Genomic DNA, 20,193 nt, shown 5'->3' on the forward strand with positions numbered 1-20,193 from the left:
ATCCAAAAGAAGATAACCAAATCCGCACCCGAGGACATAGTCCGAACGGAACGAAGTTAAATCAGGAATTGAATTTGAAAAAGTAATAATTTGAAGATTTGAAAATAGAATGATCTGATTGTAAAGTTTAAGGTTTAAAGTTTAAGGTTTAATGTTTAAAATATTATATTCAGTAGATACAAAGCGAATCCGCACCCGAGGACATAGTCCGAACGGAACGAAGTTAAATCTGCAATTTAGGAATGGAGAATTGAATTTGCAAATGTGATAATTTGAAGATTTGAAAATAGAATGATCTGATTGTAAAGTTTAATGTTTAAAGTTCAAAATAGAATATTAAGTAGAAACAAAGCGAATCCGCATCCGAGGACATAGTCCGAACGGAACGAAGTTAAATCCGCAATTTACGAATGGAGAATTGAATTTGTAAATGCGATAATTTGAAGATTTGAAAATAGAATGATCTGATTGTAGAGTTTAAGGTTTAATGTTTAAAGTTCAAAATAGTATATCCAGTAGATACTAAGCAAATCCGCACCCGAGGACATAGTCCGAACGGAACGAAGTTAAATCCGCAATTTAGGTATGGAGAATTGGATTTCTAAATGTGATAATTTGAAGATTTGAAAATAGAATGATCTGATTGTAAAGTTTAAGGTTTAATGTTTAAAGTTCGAAATATTATATTCAGTAGAAACAAAGCGAATCCGCACCCGAGGACATAGTCCGAACGGAACGAAGTTAAATCAGCAATTTAGAACTGGAGAATTGAATTTCTAAATGTGATAATTTGAAGATTTAAAAATAAAATGATCTGATTGTAAAGTTTAATGTTTAAAGTTCAAAATTGAATATTAAGTAGAAACAAAGCGAATCCGCACCCGAGGACATAGTCCGAACAGAACGAAGTTAAATCCGCGCATCAACAAACAAAATAATAGAAAATGACTATTTATTGTTGAATTTGATAGTAAAAGAGTAATTATAAATTATTAACAGTTGTTAAATCTTATCCTTTTTTATTGCTGAATTTTTCACAATTCCTTTTTTTTAACTTAAATAGTAGAATATTGTTTATTAATTAGTTATTTTGTTGCTCTGTTGTTAAAAATAAAATAAAAGACAATTAAGTTTGGTAGTCATAATGGGTTTACTTATTTTTACGGCTGATTGTAAAAGAAAAAGCATTTAAAAATAAATAGATGCTAATTATTTGAAAATCAAAACCAAAAACCAAAAAAACAAACAACACATGAAGGGAATTATTTTAGCCGGAGGTTCGGGTACTCGCTTGCATCCGTTAACTTTGGCGGTAAGCAAGCAATTGATGCCTGTTTACGATAAACCTATGATATATTATCCGCTTTCTACTCTAATGTTAGCCGGAATTAATGAGATTCTTATTATCTCAACCCCTCATGATTTACCTCATTTCAAAAAACTTTTAGGAAACGGAACTCAATTAGGTTGTCGTTTTGAATATGCTGAGCAGGCTGAACCTAACGGATTAGCTCAAGCATTTCTTATTGGCGAGAAATTTATCGGTGATGATAAAGTTGCTTTAATATTGGGCGATAATATCTTTTATGGTTCAGGTATGTCAAAACTTTTACAAAGTTGTACGGATGTATCAGGCGGAGTCGTTTTTGCTTATCCTGTAAGTGATCCAGAACGTTACGGAGTAGTGGAGTTTAATGATAACAACGAGGTTATTTCTATTGAAGAAAAACCTTTGAACCCAAAATCTAATTATGCAGTTCCGGGCTTATATTTCTATGATAACAGCGTGGTTGAAATTGCAAAAAACATCCAACCTTCTGCGCGTGGCGAGTATGAAATCACAGATGTAAACAAAGTATATTTAGAAAAAGGAAACTTAAAAGTAGGTGTTTTTGATCGCGGTACAGCTTGGTTAGATACGGGTACCTTTGCTTCGTTGATGCAAGCAGGGCAGTTTGTACAAGTAATCGAAGAACGCCAAGGTCTAAAAATCGGAGCTATCGAAGAAGTAGCATTCCGTATGAAGTATATTAATAAAGAACAATTAACCAAAATAGCCCAACCTCTTGTTAAAAGTGGGTATGGAACATATTTAATGAAAGTTTGTAAATAAACACAATGAAGCACATATTAATTACAGGAGGTGCCGGTTTTATCGGTTCGAATTTAACTGAACATTTCTTAAACAAAGGATACAAAGTAACTTGTTTAGATAATTTTGCTACAGGATACCCTCATAACATTGAAGAATTTTTTTTAAATGAAAATTATACTCTTATTGAAGGAGATATTCGTGATTTAGATACGTGTATAAAGGCAGTAACTGGTGTTGATTATGTATTACATCAAGCAGCTTTAGGTTCAGTTCCTCGTTCAATAAATGACCCAATTACGTCTAATGAAGTAAATGTATCAGGTTTTTTAAATATGTTAGTAGCAGCTCGTGATGCAGGTATTAAACGTTTTGTTTATGCAGCTTCTTCTTCAACCTATGGAGATTCGGAAGCTTTGCCAAAAGTAGAAGACGTGATTGGTAAACCTTTATCTCCGTATGCAGTTACCAAATATGTGAATGAATTATATGCTGATGTATTCGCTAAAACGTATGGAATGGAAATCATTGGTTTACGATATTTTAATGTATTTGGTCGTCGTCAAAATACACGTGGGGCTTATGCAGCTGTTATTCCATTATTTACTAAATTGTTAATCCAACACGAGTCACCAACGATTAACGGTACTGGAGAGAATTCTCGTGATTTTACATATATCGATAACGTCATTCAAATGAATGAATTGGCAATGTTAACCGAGAATCCATTAGCAGTTAATACCGTTTACAATACAGCTGTAGGTGATCGTACCAACTTAAACCAATTGGTAAGTTATATAAAAGAATTTTTAACAGCATTTGATCCTGAGATTGCTAACATTCCTGTGAATCATGGACCAAACCGTCAAGGAGATATTCCACATTCATTGGCTTCTGTAAATAAGGCTAAAGAAATGTTGAGTTATAATCCTTCTCATGTAATACGCCAAGGTTTACAAGAAGCAGTCACTTGGTATTGGAATCAAAAACACTTATTATAATAGATATAACCAAAAAAATGAATACACAACACAAAATTGCCGTTATTGGTTTAGGCTATGTAGGTTTGCCTTTAGCAAGATTATTTGCAACTAAATTTCCTGTAGTGGGTTTTGATATTAATCAAAAACGTATTGGAGAATTAAATAATGGAACTGATTTTACATTAGAAGTTTCTGATGAAGCTTTACAAGCTGTTTTAGTAAAAGAGAATCCTTTTTCAACGGATATAAACGGATTGTATTGTTCTCATAATTTAGCTGATATTGAAACAGCAAATGTTTATGTGGTAACCGTTCCTACACCAGTAGATAAAAATAATAGACCAGATTTAACACCTTTATACAAATCTTCAGAAACAGTAGGTAAAGTGTTGAAAAAAGGCGATATCGTTATTTATGAATCCACTGTTTATCCAGGGGTTACAGAAGAAGAGTGTATTCCCGTTTTAGAGCGTGTATCGGGGCTGAAATTTAACCAAGATTTCTTTGCAGGTTATTCTCCAGAGCGTATCAACCCTGGAGATAAAGAACATACAGTTGAAAAAATATTAAAAGTGACTTCAGGTTCTACACCAGAAATTGGTGAGGTTGTAAACAATTTATATAAAGAAGTTATTGTTGCAGGTACGCATTTAGCACCCTGTATTAAAGTTGCAGAGGCTGCTAAAGTAATTGAAAATTCACAACGCGATATCAATATTGCTTTTGTAAACGAATTAGCTAAAATTTTCAATTTATTAGATATTGATACCCATGCAGTTTTAGAAGCTGCAGGTACCAAATGGAACTTTTTGCCATTTAAACCAGGTTTAGTGGGTGGACATTGTATTGGTGTTGATCCATATTACTTAGCACAAAAAGCTCAAGAAGCAGGGTATCATCCAGAAATCATTTTAGCTGGTCGTCGTTTAAATGACTCTATGGGCGAATATGTAGCTTCTCAAGTAATTAAAACCATGATCAAGAAAAAGATCAACGTATGTGGGGCACGTGTATTGAACTTAGGAATTACATTTAAAGAAAACTGCCCAGATGTGCGCAACACAAAAGCGGTAGATGTAATTACTTCATTACAAGATTACGGTGTTGAAGTAGTAACCTACGACCCATGGGCAAACCCTGCAGAGGTTGAGCATGAATATAAATTAACTTCGGTTAACACATTAAATCAAATCAGCAAATCAGCAAATCCGCCTAAGGATTTTGATGCTATTATATTAACCGTTGCTCATAAAGAATTCACAAGCTTAAATTTATCTCAATTCTTAAAAGAAGGTGGGATAATTTATGATGTGAAAGGGATATTGATTGAGGCTGATAGTAGATTGTAGAAACCAGTGCTTCTCTTCATTATTTAAAATTATAAAACAAGATGTCACAATCTCACAAAATTTTGATAAACACTTTATCACTGTATATAAAAATTATAATTAATTCATTTGTAATTCTTTTTTCTACTAGAATAGTGTTGGAAGAATTAGGAGTAGATTCTTTTGGTTTATATAATTTAATCGCAGGTGTAATTACATTATTATCTTTTTTTACAGGAGCATTAACTGTTTCAGCACAAAGATTTTTATCTATTGCTATAGGTGAGAATAATATGATTAAAGTAAAAAAAATTTTTAATCTAAGTTTAGTTGTACATTTTATTTTGGCGTTAATAGTAGTTTTTATTTTTAAAATAGTTCAGCCCTTTTTATTTAATGGATTTTTAAAAATAAATGAACAAGATATGAATAATGCTATTCGAGTTTATGATATTATGATAGTTTCTTCAGCTATAACAATATTTGTTATACCATTTACTTCAGTAATAAATGCTAGAGAGGAGATGTGGTTTTCTTCAATATCAGATATTGTTTCTATATGTTTTAAATTTTTCGCTGCATTTATCCTTTATTATGTTATAGATGAAAAGCTATTAGTTTATACTTATTTTATGTTACTTTCTGTTATTATCGGAAGTATAATTAATATTATTTGGTGTAGAATACGTTATTTAGAGTGTAGAATCGATTTAAATAAAAGAGATTTCGATAAGCCTTTATTTAAAGAAATGTTTGGTTTTGCAGGTTGGAATAGTTTAGGTTCATTGGCTGTAGTAATGCGTAATCAGGGAGCTAATGTAGTTTTAAATGTTTTTTTTGGTACTGTTGTTAATACAGCTTATGGTATTGCTAATCAATTAAATGCGTTAGTAACAACTTTTGCTGTTACCTTAATAACAGTTTTTACACCAATGATTACTAAAGCACAAGGTGCTGATAATCAAGAAAGAATGTTGTTTGTTTCTGTTTTTTCTTCAAAACTTTCATTTTTTTTATCAAGTCTTGTTTCAATACCAATACTACTTTACACAAATTTTATTTTAAGTATTTGGTTAAAAGAGTTCCCCGAATATACATTGTCATTTTGTAATTCTATAATAGTAACTTTTCTTATAATGCAATTATATCCGGGTATTACAAGAGCTATTTATGCTTCTGGTAAGATTAAATGGTATCAGATAATAATTTCAATTATGTTAATGGCTAATATTCCTATCGGTTATTTATTGTTTAAAAATAGTTATCCTCCTATAAGTATTTTTTATACGATGATTATTGCTCAATTTTTAACTTTGGTTATTACTCTATTTTTTGCAAAAATGATAGTTCAATTGGATATACGAAAATTTGTTATTGAGTCTATTATGAAACCTTGTTTAATTTTTGTTTCTTTATATTCTCTTGGTTTAATTTTAAACTTTTTTTTAGATATAAATGAAATTTTCAAATTCTCAATTGTTATTACTCTTATTGGTGTTTTGTATTCATTTTTGTTTTACATTTTTGTTTTTAATTTAAATGAGAAAGAGCTATTTTTAAATTTATATAAATCATTAAGAAATAAAATTTTAAAAAATGATAAAAAATATAATTAATTCGATTCTTAAAAAGTTTAATTCTGTTAGTTTGTTAAAAAGAGCTACAATCTTAGGTAAGGTAGACTTTTTAAAAATTTCATCTATTGTTTTATTTGATGGAAGTACAAAAGAAGATATTGTCTTAGGTGATAATTGTAGAATGTATGGGACATTAATGTCACAAAACAATGGGAAAATTATTATTAAGGAAAATGTTAAAATTGGAGGCGCAACAATAATTGGTGCGGTTAATTCTATTACAATAGGTAAAGGAACAGCTCTAGCTGACAATATCAGAATTTACGATAATAATAATCATCCCGTAAATCCTGAAGATAGAAAAATCATGTATGCGTCTTCTTGGGATTCAGATTTAAGAAATTGGAAACATTCAGATTCAGCACCTATTGTTATTGGTGAAAATGTATGGATAGGTCAATTTGTTAGAATTAATAAAGGAGTTACTATTGGTGATAATTCTGTTATAGCTGCTTGTTCTGTTGTAACAAAAAATGTTCCATCTAATACTATTGTCGCTGGTAATCCAGCAAAAGTTGTAAAAGAAAATATCGACCAATTACCAAGAAAATTTGTTTGATAATAACTTGAGCAATATTATTTAATTTATTTTAATTTATTTTAATTTCATGTGTGGTATATATTTAACTAATATTCCTTTTTCAGAAGATCAAGTTAATGAAAAACTTGATAAAATAAAATATAGAGGGCCTGATTTTACAGGTATTTTAAAAAAAGACTCATTAACTTTCGGTCATTTAAGATTGGCTATTCTAGATTTAGATGCTAGATCTAACCAACCTTATGTTTATAAGAATTTGACTATTGTCTTTAATGGTGAGATTTATAATTTTTTAGATATAAAAAATGAACTGATTAAAATAGGTTTTGAATTCGAAACCACAAGTGATACTGAAGTTTTATTAATAGGATATTATCATTGGGGTAAAGCGATACTTGATAAGCTTAATGGTATGTTTGCGTTTGCTATTTATGATTCAATTACTAATAAAGTATTTTGTGCCAGAGATCGAATGGGGGTAAAGCCCTTTTACTATTTTTGGAAAGATGGTCAATTTGAAATTTGTAGTCAATTACAACCTTTAAAAAATAAAACTTCTAAAATTTCTGAAGAAGCTATTTCTATTTATTTATGTACTGGATATGTTCCTTCGCCTTATTCAATATTTGAGAATATTTATAAATTACAGCCCGGTCATTCTATTGAGTTTGATTTAAATGCTAAAAAACAAATTATTGAGCAATATTGGAATTTAAAACCAGTTGAGTTAACCAATTTGACTTATGATGAAGCTAAAAATCAGCTAAAAGATTTATTATTTGATGCTGTTAAAATTAGAATGCAATCTGATGTTTCATTAGGTAGTTTTTTATCTGGTGGTATTGATTCTGCACTTGTAACGGCTATTGCTTCTTCAATTTCTAATGAAAAAATTAAAACTTTTACTATAGGTTTTGATGATTCTAAATATGATGAAAGTAAAGTTGCAGAAAAGTTTTCTGATATTATTGGTACTGAGCATACTACAACAATTGTACAAACTAATGACTTTTATGAGTTGTTAAATAAAATGCTTGAAGTGTATGATGAGCCATTTGCAGATAGTAGTGCTTTACCATCGTTACTTTTAAATAAAATTACTAAAAATTATGTAACTGTTGCTTTGTCTGGTGATGGTGGAGATGAAAGTTTTATTGGTTATAATCACTTTTTTAGTATATCTAAATTCAATAAATTAAAAAAAATACCATATGTCTTTAGAATAGGATTAAGTCAGCTTTTACCTGAAACGAATAATTTAAAATCTGTATTAAAATGTAAAAGTGAAAATGATTTTATTGAAAGAACTTTTATTGGTAATCAAGAATTATTAAATAAAAAATCCAAATATTGGTTAGAGAAATATTATTCAGATTATAGAGGTTTTTCTGATTCTAATATTCAAAAGACTGCTGATTTAAATATTAAATTGTGGTTAGAAAATGATAGCAATGTTAAAGTTGATAGAGCTAGTATGGCTAATTCTGTTGAAACAAGAAGCCCTTTTTTAGATTTTCGTGTAGTTGAATTTGCTCGTACTTTACCTATTGATTTTAGATTTAAAAATGGTACCACTAAATTTATTCTTAAAGATATATTAAAAGATTTTATACCTGAACAGATCTTTAATTTACCAAAACGTGGCTTTGCTATTCCAATTGCCGACTGGTTAAGAAATGAATTAAAGGAGAACTTATTGGTAAATTTAACTGATGATATTTTAAAAAGTATTCCAAATTTAAATAACAAAATTTTTAAAGAACAACTACATTTACATCTTGAATCAAAAGTAGATTATAGTTTTAACATATGGAGGGTTTATATTTTAGTTTTATGGTTAAATAAAAATAATGTAAATGAGGATGATTTAAGTTAATTTTAAGATTACTTTTTACTCCTGATGTAAATGATAGTAGCTAAGATATAAATATAGGATTGAATTCTGACTTATAAATTTTAAGTCTATGCCATATTTTATTAAATTCGTAATTTAGTAAAATATCTATTGTGACTAAATTTTTTAGACATTTTGGTTGTTGGTTTTCTAGAAATTAGTATCTTAAATTCGATATTATTGTTAAAATTAAATTTTGGAATAATATTTTATTATAATGCTGTATTGTTAATACTGTAGTTTTTTGTGAAGAAAGTTTTATTATTAACCCTACAAAAATAATCTAAATTTAGAAACACTAATGAATATACATTAAAACTGTAATTTAAATTTTAAAGGTTATAGTGATGAGGTCAAATATATTTTTGTTAAAATTACCAGTTGAAAAATTCTTGAAAATAATTAATTATATTAAATGTTAAAACTTAAAAAATCTAATACTCTACTTTTCTTATTGTTCTTTTCTTTGAATTTTGAAGTATGGGATCCTCTATCAACGAATGGTTTTTTTTCAATATCAAAATTATTTGGTTTTTTATATCTTATTTCTATTGTACCACATATATCATATTTCCTTTCTGTAATTAATAATTTTAGGATTTATTTAAGACTTTTGTTTATTTTTTTTACATATTTAACTTTAATTAGTTTTTTTAATATAAATGTTTATGATTATAGTTTTTTTGATTTTTCTTTGTTTCAAAATATAATTTTATTTTTCTTGTTATCTAGTCACGAAAAGTTAAAACCTGGTGTTCTTGAAAAGAGTTTTTTTGGTTTTTATTTAGGTTCGATTTGTTTAGCGTTTTGTTATTATTTAAATTTAGGATTATCTATTAATTCTGAAGGTAGAATTTCTTTATTTGGTGATAATGAGAATTTAGTTGGGTTTAGGATGGTTATTAGTATTTTGTTTTTAATTCACTTTATTATCAAAAATAGGCTAAAATATTTTTATAAAATATTATTAATATTGTCATTTTATCCTTTATTAGATTTAGCTATTAATTCAGGATCGCGTACGGCTTTTTTAAGTTTAATTTTATCAATATTTTTAATGTTTTTTTTATATAAAACAAAAAAATCTTTTATTAAAATTTTAGGGTTTATTTTTTTAGTTATAATAGCTTTTCTAGGTATTAATATTGCTCTAAATTCTGAAGTTTTAGGTGAAAGATTAGCGAGAACCTCAGAAGAGAGTGATTTGTCAGGGCGAGATGAAATTTGGATTCAAATTATTCCTCAAATTAAAGAAAACTTGATTTTCGGTGTAGGTTCTACTGGTTACAATGAATTTTCACATGTTATTTTTTCTCGTTTTATAAGCCCTCATAATGTTTTTATAGAAATTTTAGCCATTTCTGGTTTAATTGGATTTGTGTTGTTTTTTTATTTTATTTTTTTATGTTTTAAAAAAGCTTATTTATTTCAACAAAAATTTAATGAATTAATTCCTTTTGTTTATATTGTACCAATGACAGCTGTTTTACTGTCTTCTCAACTTTTTATTTTTAAATTAGGTTGGGTAATTTTAGCATATTGTGCCTCACGGAGTTTATATATTTATAAAAAATGAAATTACTACTCTTAATTGATAGTCTTGGTTCAGGTGGAGCCCAGCGTCAAATTGTAACATTAGCAAATATTTTACATAAGAATAATTATGATGTAACAGTGTTGATTTATCATAGAGATCTTTTTTTTAAACCATATCTAGATAAATTAAATATAAACCTTATAATAATAGAAGAACCTAATTTATTCAAACGCATTTTTAAGATTCGAAAATTTATTAGAAATGGACGTTTTGATTCAGTTATATCTTTTCTAGAAACACCAGATTTAATTAATAACATATCTAGTATTGGAGGAAAAAGTTGGAAAGTTATAACAAGCGAACGTAGCGGTAATGAAGCCACTTTTAACTCTAAAAGAGGTAAGATATTAGGTTTTTTTCAACGCTTTTCAGATGCTATAGTTTGCAATTCGAATAATGCTAGAGATTTGTGGATCAAGTACTATCCAAAGTATAAAGAAAAGATGCAAGTTATTTACAATCCAGTTTTATTAAATGATATAAATGTGGAGTATATTCCACGATTAAATGGTAGAACGAATTTAATAGTACCAGCTTCTTATCAGTTTTTGAAAAATCCGATTGGATTAATTGAGGCAGTAAATATGCTACCTTCTGAAGCCCAAAAGAAAATTAGCATAAATTGGTATGGTCAAAAAGAAGTGGTTAAAAATGATTTTAAAGCATTTAATGCCGCGAAAAATTTAATAGTAAAGTATAAGTTGGAAGATGTTATTTTTTTAAACGATTCAACTACACATATCCATGAATTAATGTTTAAATCTGATGTTGTTGGTTTATTTAGTAGTTTAGAAGGTTTACCAAACGTAATTTGTGAGGCACTATGTTTGGGAAAACCAATTGTTATGACAAGAGTTTCAGATTATAAAATATTGGTGAATTCTGAAAATGGTTTCTTATGTAATTCTAATGATATTGATTCTATCAAAAATGTTTTAATTAATATAATTAAATTATCTGATTATGATTTGGGTAAATTTGGTGCTAATTCCTTAGAAAGATCTAAAAACCTTTTTTCTGAACATAAATTATATGATAAATGGTTAAAAATAATTCAATCATGAAAAAAAAATTAAAAAACAACACTTTTTTAAGAGGCTTGTACTTTTTTTATAATACATATTTTTCTTTAGATAAAAAAAGTTTTGGACATTTTGGTAAGAATATAACTATTAATCCACCTTTTTTTTTAAGTAAGAAAGAAAATATTTTCTTATATGATAATATTGGAATAGGACCAAATTGTTTTATTTCTGCACACAATGAAAAATTAATAATCAAAAGTAATTGTGCAATTGCAGAGGGTTTAACTATACATACCGGTAATCATGCAAATGTTGTTGGTAAAAGTGTTACTGATATTAATGAAGATAATAAACCTAAAGGTTATGATAAGCAAGTTATAATTGAAGAAGATGTTTGGATAGGTGCAAATGTTACGATTCTTGCAGGTGTAATTGTAGGTCGTGGTAGTATTGTAGCTGCAGGTTCGGTTTTAATAAAAGATGTACCACCTTATTGTATTGTGGGTGGAGTACCTGCAAAAGTTTTAAAATTTCGATTTGAAAGTTTGGAAGATATTTTTGAACATGAATCTATTTTATACAATAAGACTCAAAAATTAGATAATGAACTGTTAATAAATAATTGGAATAAGTATGAAAAATAATAAAACAAAAGTTTTACTTTTTTCACCTTTAAGAGGTAAGATTGGAGGTATAACTAGATGGACAGATAATATTATGACTTATTATAATAAAATCTCTCCTTTAGATATAGAGTTATTTCAATATTATCCTTTTGTAAAAGATAAACAAGGTTTTTTCTTATTCAATAGATTGTATCGTGGTTTTTTCTATTATGTTCCTAGTATCTTTGTACTTTTTAAATTGTTGAAAAAAGAGCAAATACAGGTATTACATTTTTGTTCAAGTGGTAGCTTTGGTTTATTTCGTGATTATATTTTTTTAAAGATGGCAAAATTTTTAAAAGTTAAATCAGTTATACATTTTCACTTTGGTAGAATACCTGATTTACAATGTAAAAATAATTGGGAATATAAGTTGATTTGTATTATAATTAAAAATGTTGATTTAGTTGTTGTTATTGATGATTTAACTTTAACAACATTAAAAGATTTTGGCTTCAAAAATATTGTACTTATACCAAATCCAGTAAGTCCAAGAATTAAAGAGATTATTGAATCAAACCCTAACATAAAAAGAAATGATAATATAATTTTATTTGCTGGACATCATCTGCCTTCAAAAGGTATTTTTGAATTAATTTCCGCTTGTAAAGAACTAAAAAATATTAAATTAAGAATGATTGGATATTTTTCTGATGAGATATTGCAAGAAATTTTTGATAAAGCAGGTAATGAAAATGAATCGTGGTTAGAAATAGTAGGTGAAGTTAACTTTGATGAAATAATTAAAGAAATGTTAGCATGTGGTATATTTATTTTACCATCTCATACAGAAGCTTTTCCAAACGTTATTATTGAAAGTATGGCAACTAAATGCCCAATAATTTCTACTAATGTGGGGGCTATACCTCAAATGTTGAATGTTAATGATGTTTCTAATTTATGTGGTCTAGTTGTTCAACCAAAAAACGAAATTGAATTAAAAGAAGCTATTATAAAATTACTTGATAATAAAGATTTATCTGATAACATTTCTTCAAATGCTGAAACACGGGTAAACTCTTTGTATTCAATACAGGTTGTTTGGAATAAATTAGAACAGATTTGGAATGTTAAAAGTGATGATTTTATTAAATAATTTGAATTTGTTTTTTTAATCTTATAAATTAAAACCAAAAAATAACTATATGGAACACGATATCAGACCTTGGGGTGAATATTGGGTATTAGAAGATGCTCCATCCCATAAAGTAAAACGCATTCAAGTTAATCCTGGAGGGCGCTTATCCTTACAATACCATTTCAAACGTTCAGAAGTTTGGACGATTGTTTCTGGTGTTGGAACCATTACTATTAACGATCAAATTAAAGAGTATACACCTGGACAAGTAGCAGAAATACCACAAGGGGCACACCACAGAATTGAAAATAAAACCAGCGAACCCGTAATTTTTATCGAGGTACAATACGGTACCTATTTTGGTGAAGATGATATTGTTCGTATTCAAGACGATTACAACAGAGCATGAAAATAGTAAATGTAATATTATCAGGTGGTGTTGGTAGCCGATTATGGCCTCTTTCTAGAAAGAGTAATCCAAAACAATTTTTAAAATTATTTGCGGGAAAATCTTTGTTTGAATTAACAGCCGAACGTAATGCGTCATTAGTAGATGAAATTATGGTGGTAGGTAATGCAGAACATATTGACTGGAGTAAAGAGTTACTTAATAGTTTAGATTTACCTAAAGCGTATGTAGTGGAATCACAACCTCGTAATACCGCTGCAGCTATAGCTTTCGCTGCTTTAGCTTTAGACCCAGAGGATGTGATGATTGTGACACCATCAGATCATTTAATCGAAAATAAAGACGAATACGATGCAGCCATTGCCAAAGCTATTGAATTAGCAAAGAAAGATTTTGTAGTAACTTTTGGGGTGGTACCTACCAAACCAGAAACAGGGTATGGTTATATCGAATACAGTAAAGAGGATGTAATTTCTTTCCGTGAAAAACCAAATCAAGAAACAGCACAAGATTTTATAGATAAAGGCAACTTTCTATGGAATTCTGGTATGTTTTGTTTCAAAGCAGGGGTGTTGTTAGATGAATTAAAAGCCTATCAACCAAATGTATATGCTACGTCCTTTGAAGCATGGTCACATGCTAAAGACGGAGAGTTAGATAATGAACTTTCTGCTTCTATACCATCCATTTCTATTGATTATGCCGTAATGGAACGTTCGAATAAAATAAAAGTAGTTCCGGCACGTTTTCGTTGGAACGATTTGGGCTCTTTTGAATCGTTATATGATTATTTAAAGGCCGATGGACATCCAGTAGATAAACAAGGCAATATGGTGATTGGAAGTTCCGTTTTTTCTGCTTTCGTGGGCTTGTCTAATACCATCGTAGTGGTAACTACTGATGCATTATTGATGTTACAAAAAGAGCATGCACAAGACGTGAAAAAAGTATACAATCAATTAGAAAAATATAAATCAGTTTTAAGATAATAAAATGAGCAATAAAGAAGCTAAAATTTATATTGCAGGACATAACGGAATGGTAGGTTCTGCTATTTGGAGACAATTAGAGGCTCAAGGCTATACCAGTTTAATAGGTAAATCGAGTAAAGAACTAGATTTAAGAGATCAGTATGCAGTAAATGCTTTTTTTGATACAGTAAAACCAGCAATTGTCATTGATGCAGCTGCGCGTGTAGGAGGTATTTTAGCAAATAACACCTATCCGTATCAGTTTTTAATGGAAAATATGCAGATTCAGAATAATTTAATCCAAGCTGCATTAAAAATAGAAGTGGATAAATTTATTTTCTTAGGGTCGTCTTGTATTTATCCAAAATTAGCACCACAACCGTTAAAGGAAGAGTATTTATTAACAGGTAGTTTAGAGCCTACGAATGATGCTTATGCTTTAGCTAAAATTACGGGTATTAAAGCTTGTGAAGCAATCCGTAAACAATTTGGTAAGGATTACGTAAGTTTAATGCCAACCAATTTATACGGTACACATGACAATTTTGATTTGGCTACCTCTCATGTGTTACCTGCTATGATTCGTAAGTTTCACGATGCAAAATTAAATAATCACGCTACAGTTACGTTATGGGGTTCTGGTACGCCTTTACGTGAGTTTTTATTTGTAGATGATATGGCAGCGTCAGTGATCTTTGCCTTAGAAAATATATTGCCAGAACATTTATACAATGTAGGAACAGGTTCTGATTTAACGATTAAAGAATTAGCAGAAACCATTCAAAAAATAGTAGGTCATGAAGGAACAATTGAATGGGATGCAAGCAAACCAGATGGTACTCCTCGTAAGTTAATGGATATTTCTAAGATGCACGAATTAGGATGGAAACATCAGGTTGAATTAGAAGAAGGAATCGCTCGTACTTACCAATGGTTTTTACTAAACCAAGACAACTTTAAAGAAGTAAAAATATAAACCAAACTCACAACAATGAAAACAGCATTAATTACAGGAATTACAGGACAAGACGGTTCGTATTTAGCTGAATTATTATTAGAAAAAGGATACGTGGTACACGGGGTGAAACGTCGTGCATCTTCATTTAATACCCAACGTATCGATCATTTATACGTAGATCAACATGAAAATAACGTACGTTTTAAATTACATTACGGTGATTTAACAGATTCAATGAATATAATTCGTATCATTCAAGAAGTACAACCAGACGAAATTTACAATCTAGGTGCGATGTCGCACGTAAAAGTTTCGTTTGATTCACCTGAATATGTTGCCAATGTTGATGGAATGGGAACTTTACGTATTTTAGAAGCGGTTCGTATTTTAGGATTAGAAAAGAAAACACGTATTTATCAAGCTTCTACTTCTGAATTATATGGAGGTATGGAAGAAAATAAAAACGAAAGAGGTTTTTACGACGAAAACTCACCATTTTACCCACGTTCTCCTTACGGAGTAGCTAAAATTTACGGATTTTGGATTACGAAAAACTACCGCGAAGCCTATGATATGTTTGCATGTAACGGGGTGTTATTTAATCATGAATCACCTCGTCGTGGAGAAACCTTTGTTACTCGTAAAATTACCATGGCGACTGCGGCTATTGCTTTAGCTAAGCAAGAATGTTTATACTTAGGGAATTTAAATGCTTTGCGCGATTGGGGGCATGCAAAAGATTATGTAGAAGCGATGTGGCGTATATTACAACAAGATACAGCAGAGGATTATGTTATTGCTACAGGAGTAACAACTTCAGTGCGCGATTTTGTACGTTTTGCGTTCGAAGAAATCGGAGTTGAATTAGCGTTCGAAGGAGAACAAGAAAACGAAGTAGCTAAAGTGGTTAAATGTAATAATCCTGCTTATCAATTAGAAATTGGTAAAGTAGTCGTAAAAGTTGATCCTACGTATTACCGACCAACTGAAGTAGATTTATTATTAGGGGATCCTACAAAATCAAAAACAAAATTAGGTTGGGAACCAAAGTATGATTTACAAGCCCTAGTAAAAGAGATGGTAGCCTCAGATTTAGAATATATGGCGGCTGCTTACAATGCCAATTGGGAAAATATTGTTGGATAGTAAATAATTTTTAAATTAAAAAAGTTGTGTTTACTACATAAAATTTAACTAAAAATATAATGTTCTAAAATCTTATTTTTAAGATATATAAGAATATACTTTTTAATATTTAATTTTCATTTTGATGAAAAAAATACTAATAATATCTGCTGTTTTTCCTCCAGAACCTGTTGTTTCTGCAAATTTATCATTTGATATAGCTAATGAATTAGGACAGTATAATGATGTAACTGTTATATCACCATATCCGACACGTCCTAAAGACTTTAAATTTCTTGAATTTAACAAAGAAAATTTTAATTTTAAACATGTTGTTGCTAATTCTTATACATGTGCCGAATCTAAAATTATTGGGAGAATGAAAGAAAGTTATTCATTTGGTAAATTTTGTGAATGCTACATAAAGGATAATTATAAAAGCATTGATATTATATATCAAAATTCATGGCCATTACTTAGTCAATTTTTAATATTTAAGAGTTCAAAGAAATATAATATCCCTTTGATTACACACGTGATGGATATATATCCTGAATCTTTGATTGAAAAAATACCACTATTAAAAAAGGTATTGTATAATTTATTGTTACCAATTGATAAAAAAGTACTTGATTATAGTACTATAAACATTTGTATTTCTGAAAATATGAAAGATTATCTTTCAAAATCTAGAAAAATATCAAAAGATAAATTTATTATTGTAAATAATTGGCAAGATGAATCTGAATTTATAAAATTTAGAGACTTAAAAACTGATATTAGTAATAAAAAAGAACCTTTTACTTTTATGTATCTTGGAAATAATGGTCCAGTTGCTGGTGTGGAGTTAATTATTGAATCCTTTGTATATTCTAATATTAAGAATTCAAGATTAATTATAGCTGGTTCTGGTTCAAGAACAATTGCTTGTAAAGATTTAGTGTCTAAATTAAATGCTAATAATGTTTTTTTTGTAGACGTACCTAGAGGTAAAGTTCCTGAAATTCAATCTTTAGCTGATGTAATGGTACTCCCAGTTAAAAAAGGAGCGTCATTTACTTCTATACCTTCAAAGTTGCCTGCTTATATGTTTTCTGAGAAACCTATTATTGGTTGTCTTGACCATAATAGTGATACAGCAAATGCAATTCTATCTGCAAATGCTGGTTGGGTTGTCGAACCTGAAAATATAAATAAGTTAAGTGAAATAATGATTTTGGTTGCTAAAACAAATAGTGAAAAGTTAAAATTAAAAGGGCATAATGGTTTTATATATTCTTTAAATAATTTTTCTAAAAATGAAAATTTAAAGAAAATAACTAATATATTATTAAAATCTATCAATAATGAAGGTTAGATTAGCTAAAGAATCAGATTTAAAAGTTGTTGTAGATATTCACTTGAAGAGATTTAATGATTTTTTCTTGACTTCTTTGGGGAAATTTTTTCTAATTCAATTTTATAAAGGCTTTTTAAAAGAGCCTGGGATTTTATTGATTATTGAAGATAATTTTAAAGTTGTAGGTTTTGCTGCTGGTTCTTTTTCTAATAATGGATTTTTTAAAAAATTACTAGTGAATAATTTAATTGGTTTTGCTAAAGCTGGAATTATTGTTGCACTTTCAAACCCCTCTGCTCTAATCAGAATCGGTTCAAATGCCAATAAAGCCTCAAGAGAAGATCTAGAATTTTCAGAATTATTAAGTATTTGTACTTTACCTAACAAAAAAGGATATGGTAAAATATTATTGAAAGCATTTGAAAATTATGTTTTCTCTAAATCTAAATTACCTATATCACTTACTACAGATTTTTGTAATAACGAAAAAACAGTTACGTTTTATAAAGATTGTGGTTATTCAATTTATAAAGTCTTTGATAGTTACAAAGACAGAAAAATGTATAGATTTTTAAAAAATAATGATTAACAAAAAAACACTATGAACATACCGTTTTCTCCGCCTTATATCAACGACGATATTATTAATGAAGTTGTTGACTCATTACGTTCTGGTTGGATTACTACAGGTCCTAAAGTTAAGGCTTTAGAAGCTGAAATAAAAAATTACAGTGGCGCACAAGAAGTTTTGTGCGTAAATTCTTGGACTTCTGGTGCAATTATGATGTTGCGTTGGTTAGGTTTAAAAGAAGGAGACGAAGTTATTGTACCTGCTTATACGTATAGTGCTACTGCTTTAGCAGTTTATCATGCTGGTGGTACACCGGTTATGGTAGATACAACGGAAGATTTTAATATCTCTGTTAAAGGCATTAAAAAAGCAATTACTTCAAGAACAAAAGCTATTTTACCTGTTGATATTGCTGGTTTTCCTTGTGATTACGACGAAATTATGAATTTGGTTAAATCTAAAGAAATATTAGATTTGTTTCAACCAACTTCTGAGATTCAAGCTAAATTAGGTAGAATTTTAGTGATGAATGATGCCGCTCATTCTTTAGGTGCTACTTACGCTAATGGTATTAAAACTGGTAGTGAAACAGACGTTGCCGTATTCTCATTACATGCTGTTAAAAATGTGACTACAGCAGAAGGTGGTGCTATTTGTTTAAATTTACCAGAACCTTTTGATAACGAAGTATTGTACACTGAATTAAGACAAATGAGCTTAAATTGCCAGACAAAAGATGCTTTTTCTAAAAGTAAAGCTGGTGGTTGGCGTTACGATATTACAGGTTTTGGGATGAAAATTAACATGGCTGACATTAATGCAGCTATGGGATTAGCTCAAATGAGAATTTATCCGCAATTATTAAATGAACGTAAACGTGTGTTTAATGCTTATGACGATGCTTTAAACGAAGAACCATGGGCGATTGTTCCTCCAGCTTTTGTAAATGGTAAAGAAAGTTCGTATCATTTATATGCTTTACGTATTAAAGATATTAGTGAAGAACAAAGAGATTTGATTATTGATGAAATTGCAAAAACGGGTGTAGCTGTTAATGTACATTTTATTCCCATGCCGATGTTGACTTTCTTTAAAGAAAAAGGATTCAAAATTGAAGATTACCCTCAAGCTTATAACAATTATAAGTGTGAAATTTCGTTACCAATTTATCCTCAATTAACTCAAGAACAAATCGATTATATTATTAACGCAGTAAAATCTGCATATAAAACCGTTATTGGTTAATTTAATATAATGAAAAGAATATTTGATATCGTATCAAGTGGTATAGGGCTTTTATTTTTGAGCCCTATATTTTTGTTTTTAGCTATTTGGATTAAAATGGATTCAAAAGGACCAGTTTTCTATAAGCAAGTTCGAGTTGGAAAAAATAATAAAGATTTTAAAATCTTTAAATTTAGATCTATGAGAATGGGAGCGGATAAACTTGGTTTAATTACTGTAGGTGGTAGAGATCCTCGTGTCACTAATTCTGGGTATTATATACGTAAATATAAGTTAGACGAACTTCCTCAGTTGATAAATGTATTTATTGGTGATATGAGCGTTGTTGGTCCACGACCAGAGGTTCGTAAATATGTTGACTTATATACTAAAGATCAACGTAAAGTACTTACTGTAAAACCTGGTATTACTGATATTGCTTCTATAAAATATAGAAATGAAAACGAATTGTTAGAAAAAGCTGATGATCCAGATAAAATGTATATTGAAGTAATAATGCCTGATAAATTAAAATATAATTTAGAATATATTGATAAACAATCCTTTTTCTTTGATCTAAAACTTATATTTTGGACTTTTAAGGAAATTATTTCAAAATAATGAATTGCCTGCTTACCTTCAGGTTCCAACCTAACCGAAGACGATAAAGTTCGTATTGCAGCTATCGTCAAGAAAGTTTTTAAACAAAGTATATAATTTTGTTGTAATAAAATAATAAAACCTACAAGTTTCCGG

General features: G+C 29.2%; 18 protein-coding genes. All 18 read left to right on the top strand.

Annotation, left to right across the window (positions count from 1 at the left end; all coding sequences use genetic code 11):
• Nucleotides 1-1,252 precede the first annotated feature (1,252 nt).
• The 18 genes from rfbA (at nucleotide 1,253) to EG240_RS11280 (ending at nucleotide 20,058) form a co-directional block, all read left to right on the top strand.
• Nucleotides 1,253-2,113, top strand: coding sequence for a glucose-1-phosphate thymidylyltransferase RfbA (rfbA, locus tag EG240_RS11195; protein WP_125019480.1), 861 nt, complete (start codon nucleotides 1,253-1,255; stop codon nucleotides 2,111-2,113).
• A 5-nt stretch (nucleotides 2,114-2,118) separates the two neighbouring features.
• On the top strand, nucleotides 2,119-3,093 hold the full coding sequence (locus tag EG240_RS11200; protein WP_125019481.1) for an SDR family oxidoreductase: 975 nt from the start codon (nucleotides 2,119-2,121) through the stop codon (nucleotides 3,091-3,093).
• A gap of 17 nt (nucleotides 3,094-3,110) precedes the next feature.
• Nucleotides 3,111-4,424 (top strand): nucleotide sugar dehydrogenase, encoded by a 1,314-nt coding sequence (locus EG240_RS11205; protein WP_125019482.1) that lies wholly within the window; start codon nucleotides 3,111-3,113, stop codon nucleotides 4,422-4,424.
• A gap of 41 nt (nucleotides 4,425-4,465) precedes the next feature.
• A complete protein-coding gene (locus EG240_RS11210; RefSeq protein WP_125019483.1) occupies nucleotides 4,466-6,019 on the top strand; it encodes an MATE family efflux transporter in 1,554 nt (517 codons plus the stop codon).
• On the top strand, nucleotides 6,000-6,599 hold the full coding sequence (locus tag EG240_RS11215; RefSeq protein ID WP_125019484.1) for an acyltransferase: 600 nt from the start codon (nucleotides 6,000-6,002) through the stop codon (nucleotides 6,597-6,599). Before EG240_RS11210 ends, EG240_RS11215 begins: the two co-directional genes overlap by 20 nt.
• Before the next feature lie 49 nt (nucleotides 6,600-6,648).
• Nucleotides 6,649-8,457, top strand: coding sequence for an asparagine synthase (glutamine-hydrolyzing) (asnB, locus tag EG240_RS11220; protein ID WP_125019485.1), 1,809 nt, complete (start codon nucleotides 6,649-6,651; stop codon nucleotides 8,455-8,457).
• A gap of 433 nt (nucleotides 8,458-8,890) precedes the next feature.
• A complete protein-coding gene (locus EG240_RS11225; protein ID WP_125019486.1) occupies nucleotides 8,891-10,051 on the top strand; it encodes an O-antigen ligase family protein in 1,161 nt (386 codons plus the stop codon).
• The gene (locus EG240_RS11230; protein ID WP_125019487.1) at nucleotides 10,048-11,136 is read left to right on the top strand and encodes a glycosyltransferase; all 1,089 of its coding nucleotides are present in this window, start codon (nucleotides 10,048-10,050) and stop codon (nucleotides 11,134-11,136) included. The genes EG240_RS11225 and EG240_RS11230 overlap by 4 nt, the downstream gene beginning before the upstream one ends.
• On the top strand, nucleotides 11,133-11,741 hold the full coding sequence (locus EG240_RS11235) for an acyltransferase (RefSeq protein WP_203229313.1): 609 nt from the start codon (nucleotides 11,133-11,135) through the stop codon (nucleotides 11,739-11,741). Before EG240_RS11230 ends, EG240_RS11235 begins: the two co-directional genes overlap by 4 nt.
• A complete protein-coding gene (locus EG240_RS11240) occupies nucleotides 11,731-12,858 on the top strand; it encodes a glycosyltransferase family 4 protein (protein ID WP_125019489.1) in 1,128 nt (375 codons plus the stop codon). Before EG240_RS11235 ends, EG240_RS11240 begins: the two co-directional genes overlap by 11 nt.
• A gap of 49 nt (nucleotides 12,859-12,907) precedes the next feature.
• Nucleotides 12,908-13,249: a phosphomannose isomerase type II C-terminal cupin domain gene (locus EG240_RS11245; protein ID WP_125019490.1), complete on the top strand. Its 342-nt coding sequence runs from the start codon at nucleotides 12,908-12,910 to the stop codon at nucleotides 13,247-13,249.
• Nucleotides 13,246-14,238 carry a mannose-1-phosphate guanylyltransferase gene (locus EG240_RS11250; protein WP_125019491.1) on the top strand — a complete coding sequence of 331 codons (993 nt, stop codon included), beginning with the start codon at nucleotides 13,246-13,248 and terminating at the stop codon, nucleotides 14,236-14,238. Before EG240_RS11245 ends, EG240_RS11250 begins: the two co-directional genes overlap by 4 nt.
• Nucleotides 14,239-14,242: 4 nt before the next feature.
• Nucleotides 14,243-15,196, top strand: coding sequence for a GDP-L-fucose synthase family protein (locus EG240_RS11255; protein ID WP_125019492.1), 954 nt, complete (start codon nucleotides 14,243-14,245; stop codon nucleotides 15,194-15,196).
• A 15-nt stretch (nucleotides 15,197-15,211) separates the two neighbouring features.
• The gene (gene gmd, locus EG240_RS11260) at nucleotides 15,212-16,324 is read left to right on the top strand and encodes a GDP-mannose 4,6-dehydratase (protein WP_125019493.1); all 1,113 of its coding nucleotides are present in this window, start codon (nucleotides 15,212-15,214) and stop codon (nucleotides 16,322-16,324) included.
• Between the two features lie 124 nt (nucleotides 16,325-16,448).
• The gene (locus EG240_RS11265) at nucleotides 16,449-17,660 is read left to right on the top strand and encodes a glycosyltransferase family 4 protein (RefSeq protein ID WP_125019494.1); all 1,212 of its coding nucleotides are present in this window, start codon (nucleotides 16,449-16,451) and stop codon (nucleotides 17,658-17,660) included.
• Nucleotides 17,650-18,231, top strand: coding sequence for a GNAT family N-acetyltransferase (locus tag EG240_RS11270; protein WP_125019495.1), 582 nt, complete (start codon nucleotides 17,650-17,652; stop codon nucleotides 18,229-18,231). Before EG240_RS11265 ends, EG240_RS11270 begins: the two co-directional genes overlap by 11 nt.
• 12 nt (nucleotides 18,232-18,243) lie before the next feature.
• On the top strand, nucleotides 18,244-19,458 hold the full coding sequence (locus tag EG240_RS11275; protein WP_125019496.1) for a DegT/DnrJ/EryC1/StrS family aminotransferase: 1,215 nt from the start codon (nucleotides 18,244-18,246) through the stop codon (nucleotides 19,456-19,458).
• A 9-nt stretch (nucleotides 19,459-19,467) separates the two neighbouring features.
• Nucleotides 19,468-20,058, top strand: a complete 591-nt coding sequence (locus EG240_RS11280; protein WP_125019497.1) for a sugar transferase — start codon at nucleotides 19,468-19,470, stop codon at nucleotides 20,056-20,058.
• Nucleotides 20,059-20,193: the final 135 nt, after the last annotated feature.

Source organism: Paenimyroides tangerinum (genome assembly GCF_003865405.1).
In the GTDB taxonomy this organism is placed as follows: domain Bacteria; phylum Bacteroidota; class Bacteroidia; order Flavobacteriales; family Flavobacteriaceae; genus Flavobacterium; species Flavobacterium tangerinum.

Excerpts from the sequence above, each read along its gene's own strand:
- rfbA (WP_125019480.1), top strand. The coding sequence starts at position 1,253 with ATGAAGGGAATTATTTTAGCCGGAGGTTCGGGTACTCGCTTGCATCCG.
- EG240_RS11200 (WP_125019481.1), top strand. The coding sequence starts at position 2,119 with ATGAAGCACATATTAATTACAGGAGGTGCCGGTTTTATCGGTTCGAAT.
- EG240_RS11205 (WP_125019482.1), top strand. The coding sequence starts at position 3,111 with ATGAATACACAACACAAAATTGCCGTTATTGGTTTAGGCTATGTAGGT.
- EG240_RS11210 (WP_125019483.1), top strand. The coding sequence starts at position 4,466 with ATGTCACAATCTCACAAAATTTTGATAAACACTTTATCACTGTATATA.
- EG240_RS11215 (WP_125019484.1), top strand. The coding sequence starts at position 6,000 with ATGATAAAAAATATAATTAATTCGATTCTTAAAAAGTTTAATTCTGTT.
- asnB (WP_125019485.1), top strand. The coding sequence starts at position 6,649 with ATGTGTGGTATATATTTAACTAATATTCCTTTTTCAGAAGATCAAGTT.
- EG240_RS11225 (WP_125019486.1), top strand. The coding sequence starts at position 8,891 with ATGTTAAAACTTAAAAAATCTAATACTCTACTTTTCTTATTGTTCTTT.
- EG240_RS11230 (WP_125019487.1), top strand. The coding sequence starts at position 10,048 with ATGAAATTACTACTCTTAATTGATAGTCTTGGTTCAGGTGGAGCCCAG.
- EG240_RS11235 (WP_203229313.1), top strand. The coding sequence starts at position 11,133 with ATGAAAAAAAAATTAAAAAACAACACTTTTTTAAGAGGCTTGTACTTT.
- EG240_RS11240 (WP_125019489.1), top strand. The coding sequence starts at position 11,731 with ATGAAAAATAATAAAACAAAAGTTTTACTTTTTTCACCTTTAAGAGGT.
- EG240_RS11245 (WP_125019490.1), top strand. The coding sequence starts at position 12,908 with ATGGAACACGATATCAGACCTTGGGGTGAATATTGGGTATTAGAAGAT.
- EG240_RS11250 (WP_125019491.1), top strand. The coding sequence starts at position 13,246 with ATGAAAATAGTAAATGTAATATTATCAGGTGGTGTTGGTAGCCGATTA.
- EG240_RS11255 (WP_125019492.1), top strand. The coding sequence starts at position 14,243 with ATGAGCAATAAAGAAGCTAAAATTTATATTGCAGGACATAACGGAATG.
- gmd (WP_125019493.1), top strand. The coding sequence starts at position 15,212 with ATGAAAACAGCATTAATTACAGGAATTACAGGACAAGACGGTTCGTAT.
- EG240_RS11265 (WP_125019494.1), top strand. The coding sequence starts at position 16,449 with ATGAAAAAAATACTAATAATATCTGCTGTTTTTCCTCCAGAACCTGTT.
- EG240_RS11270 (WP_125019495.1), top strand. The coding sequence starts at position 17,650 with ATGAAGGTTAGATTAGCTAAAGAATCAGATTTAAAAGTTGTTGTAGAT.
- EG240_RS11275 (WP_125019496.1), top strand. The coding sequence starts at position 18,244 with ATGAACATACCGTTTTCTCCGCCTTATATCAACGACGATATTATTAAT.
- EG240_RS11280 (WP_125019497.1), top strand. The coding sequence starts at position 19,468 with ATGAAAAGAATATTTGATATCGTATCAAGTGGTATAGGGCTTTTATTT.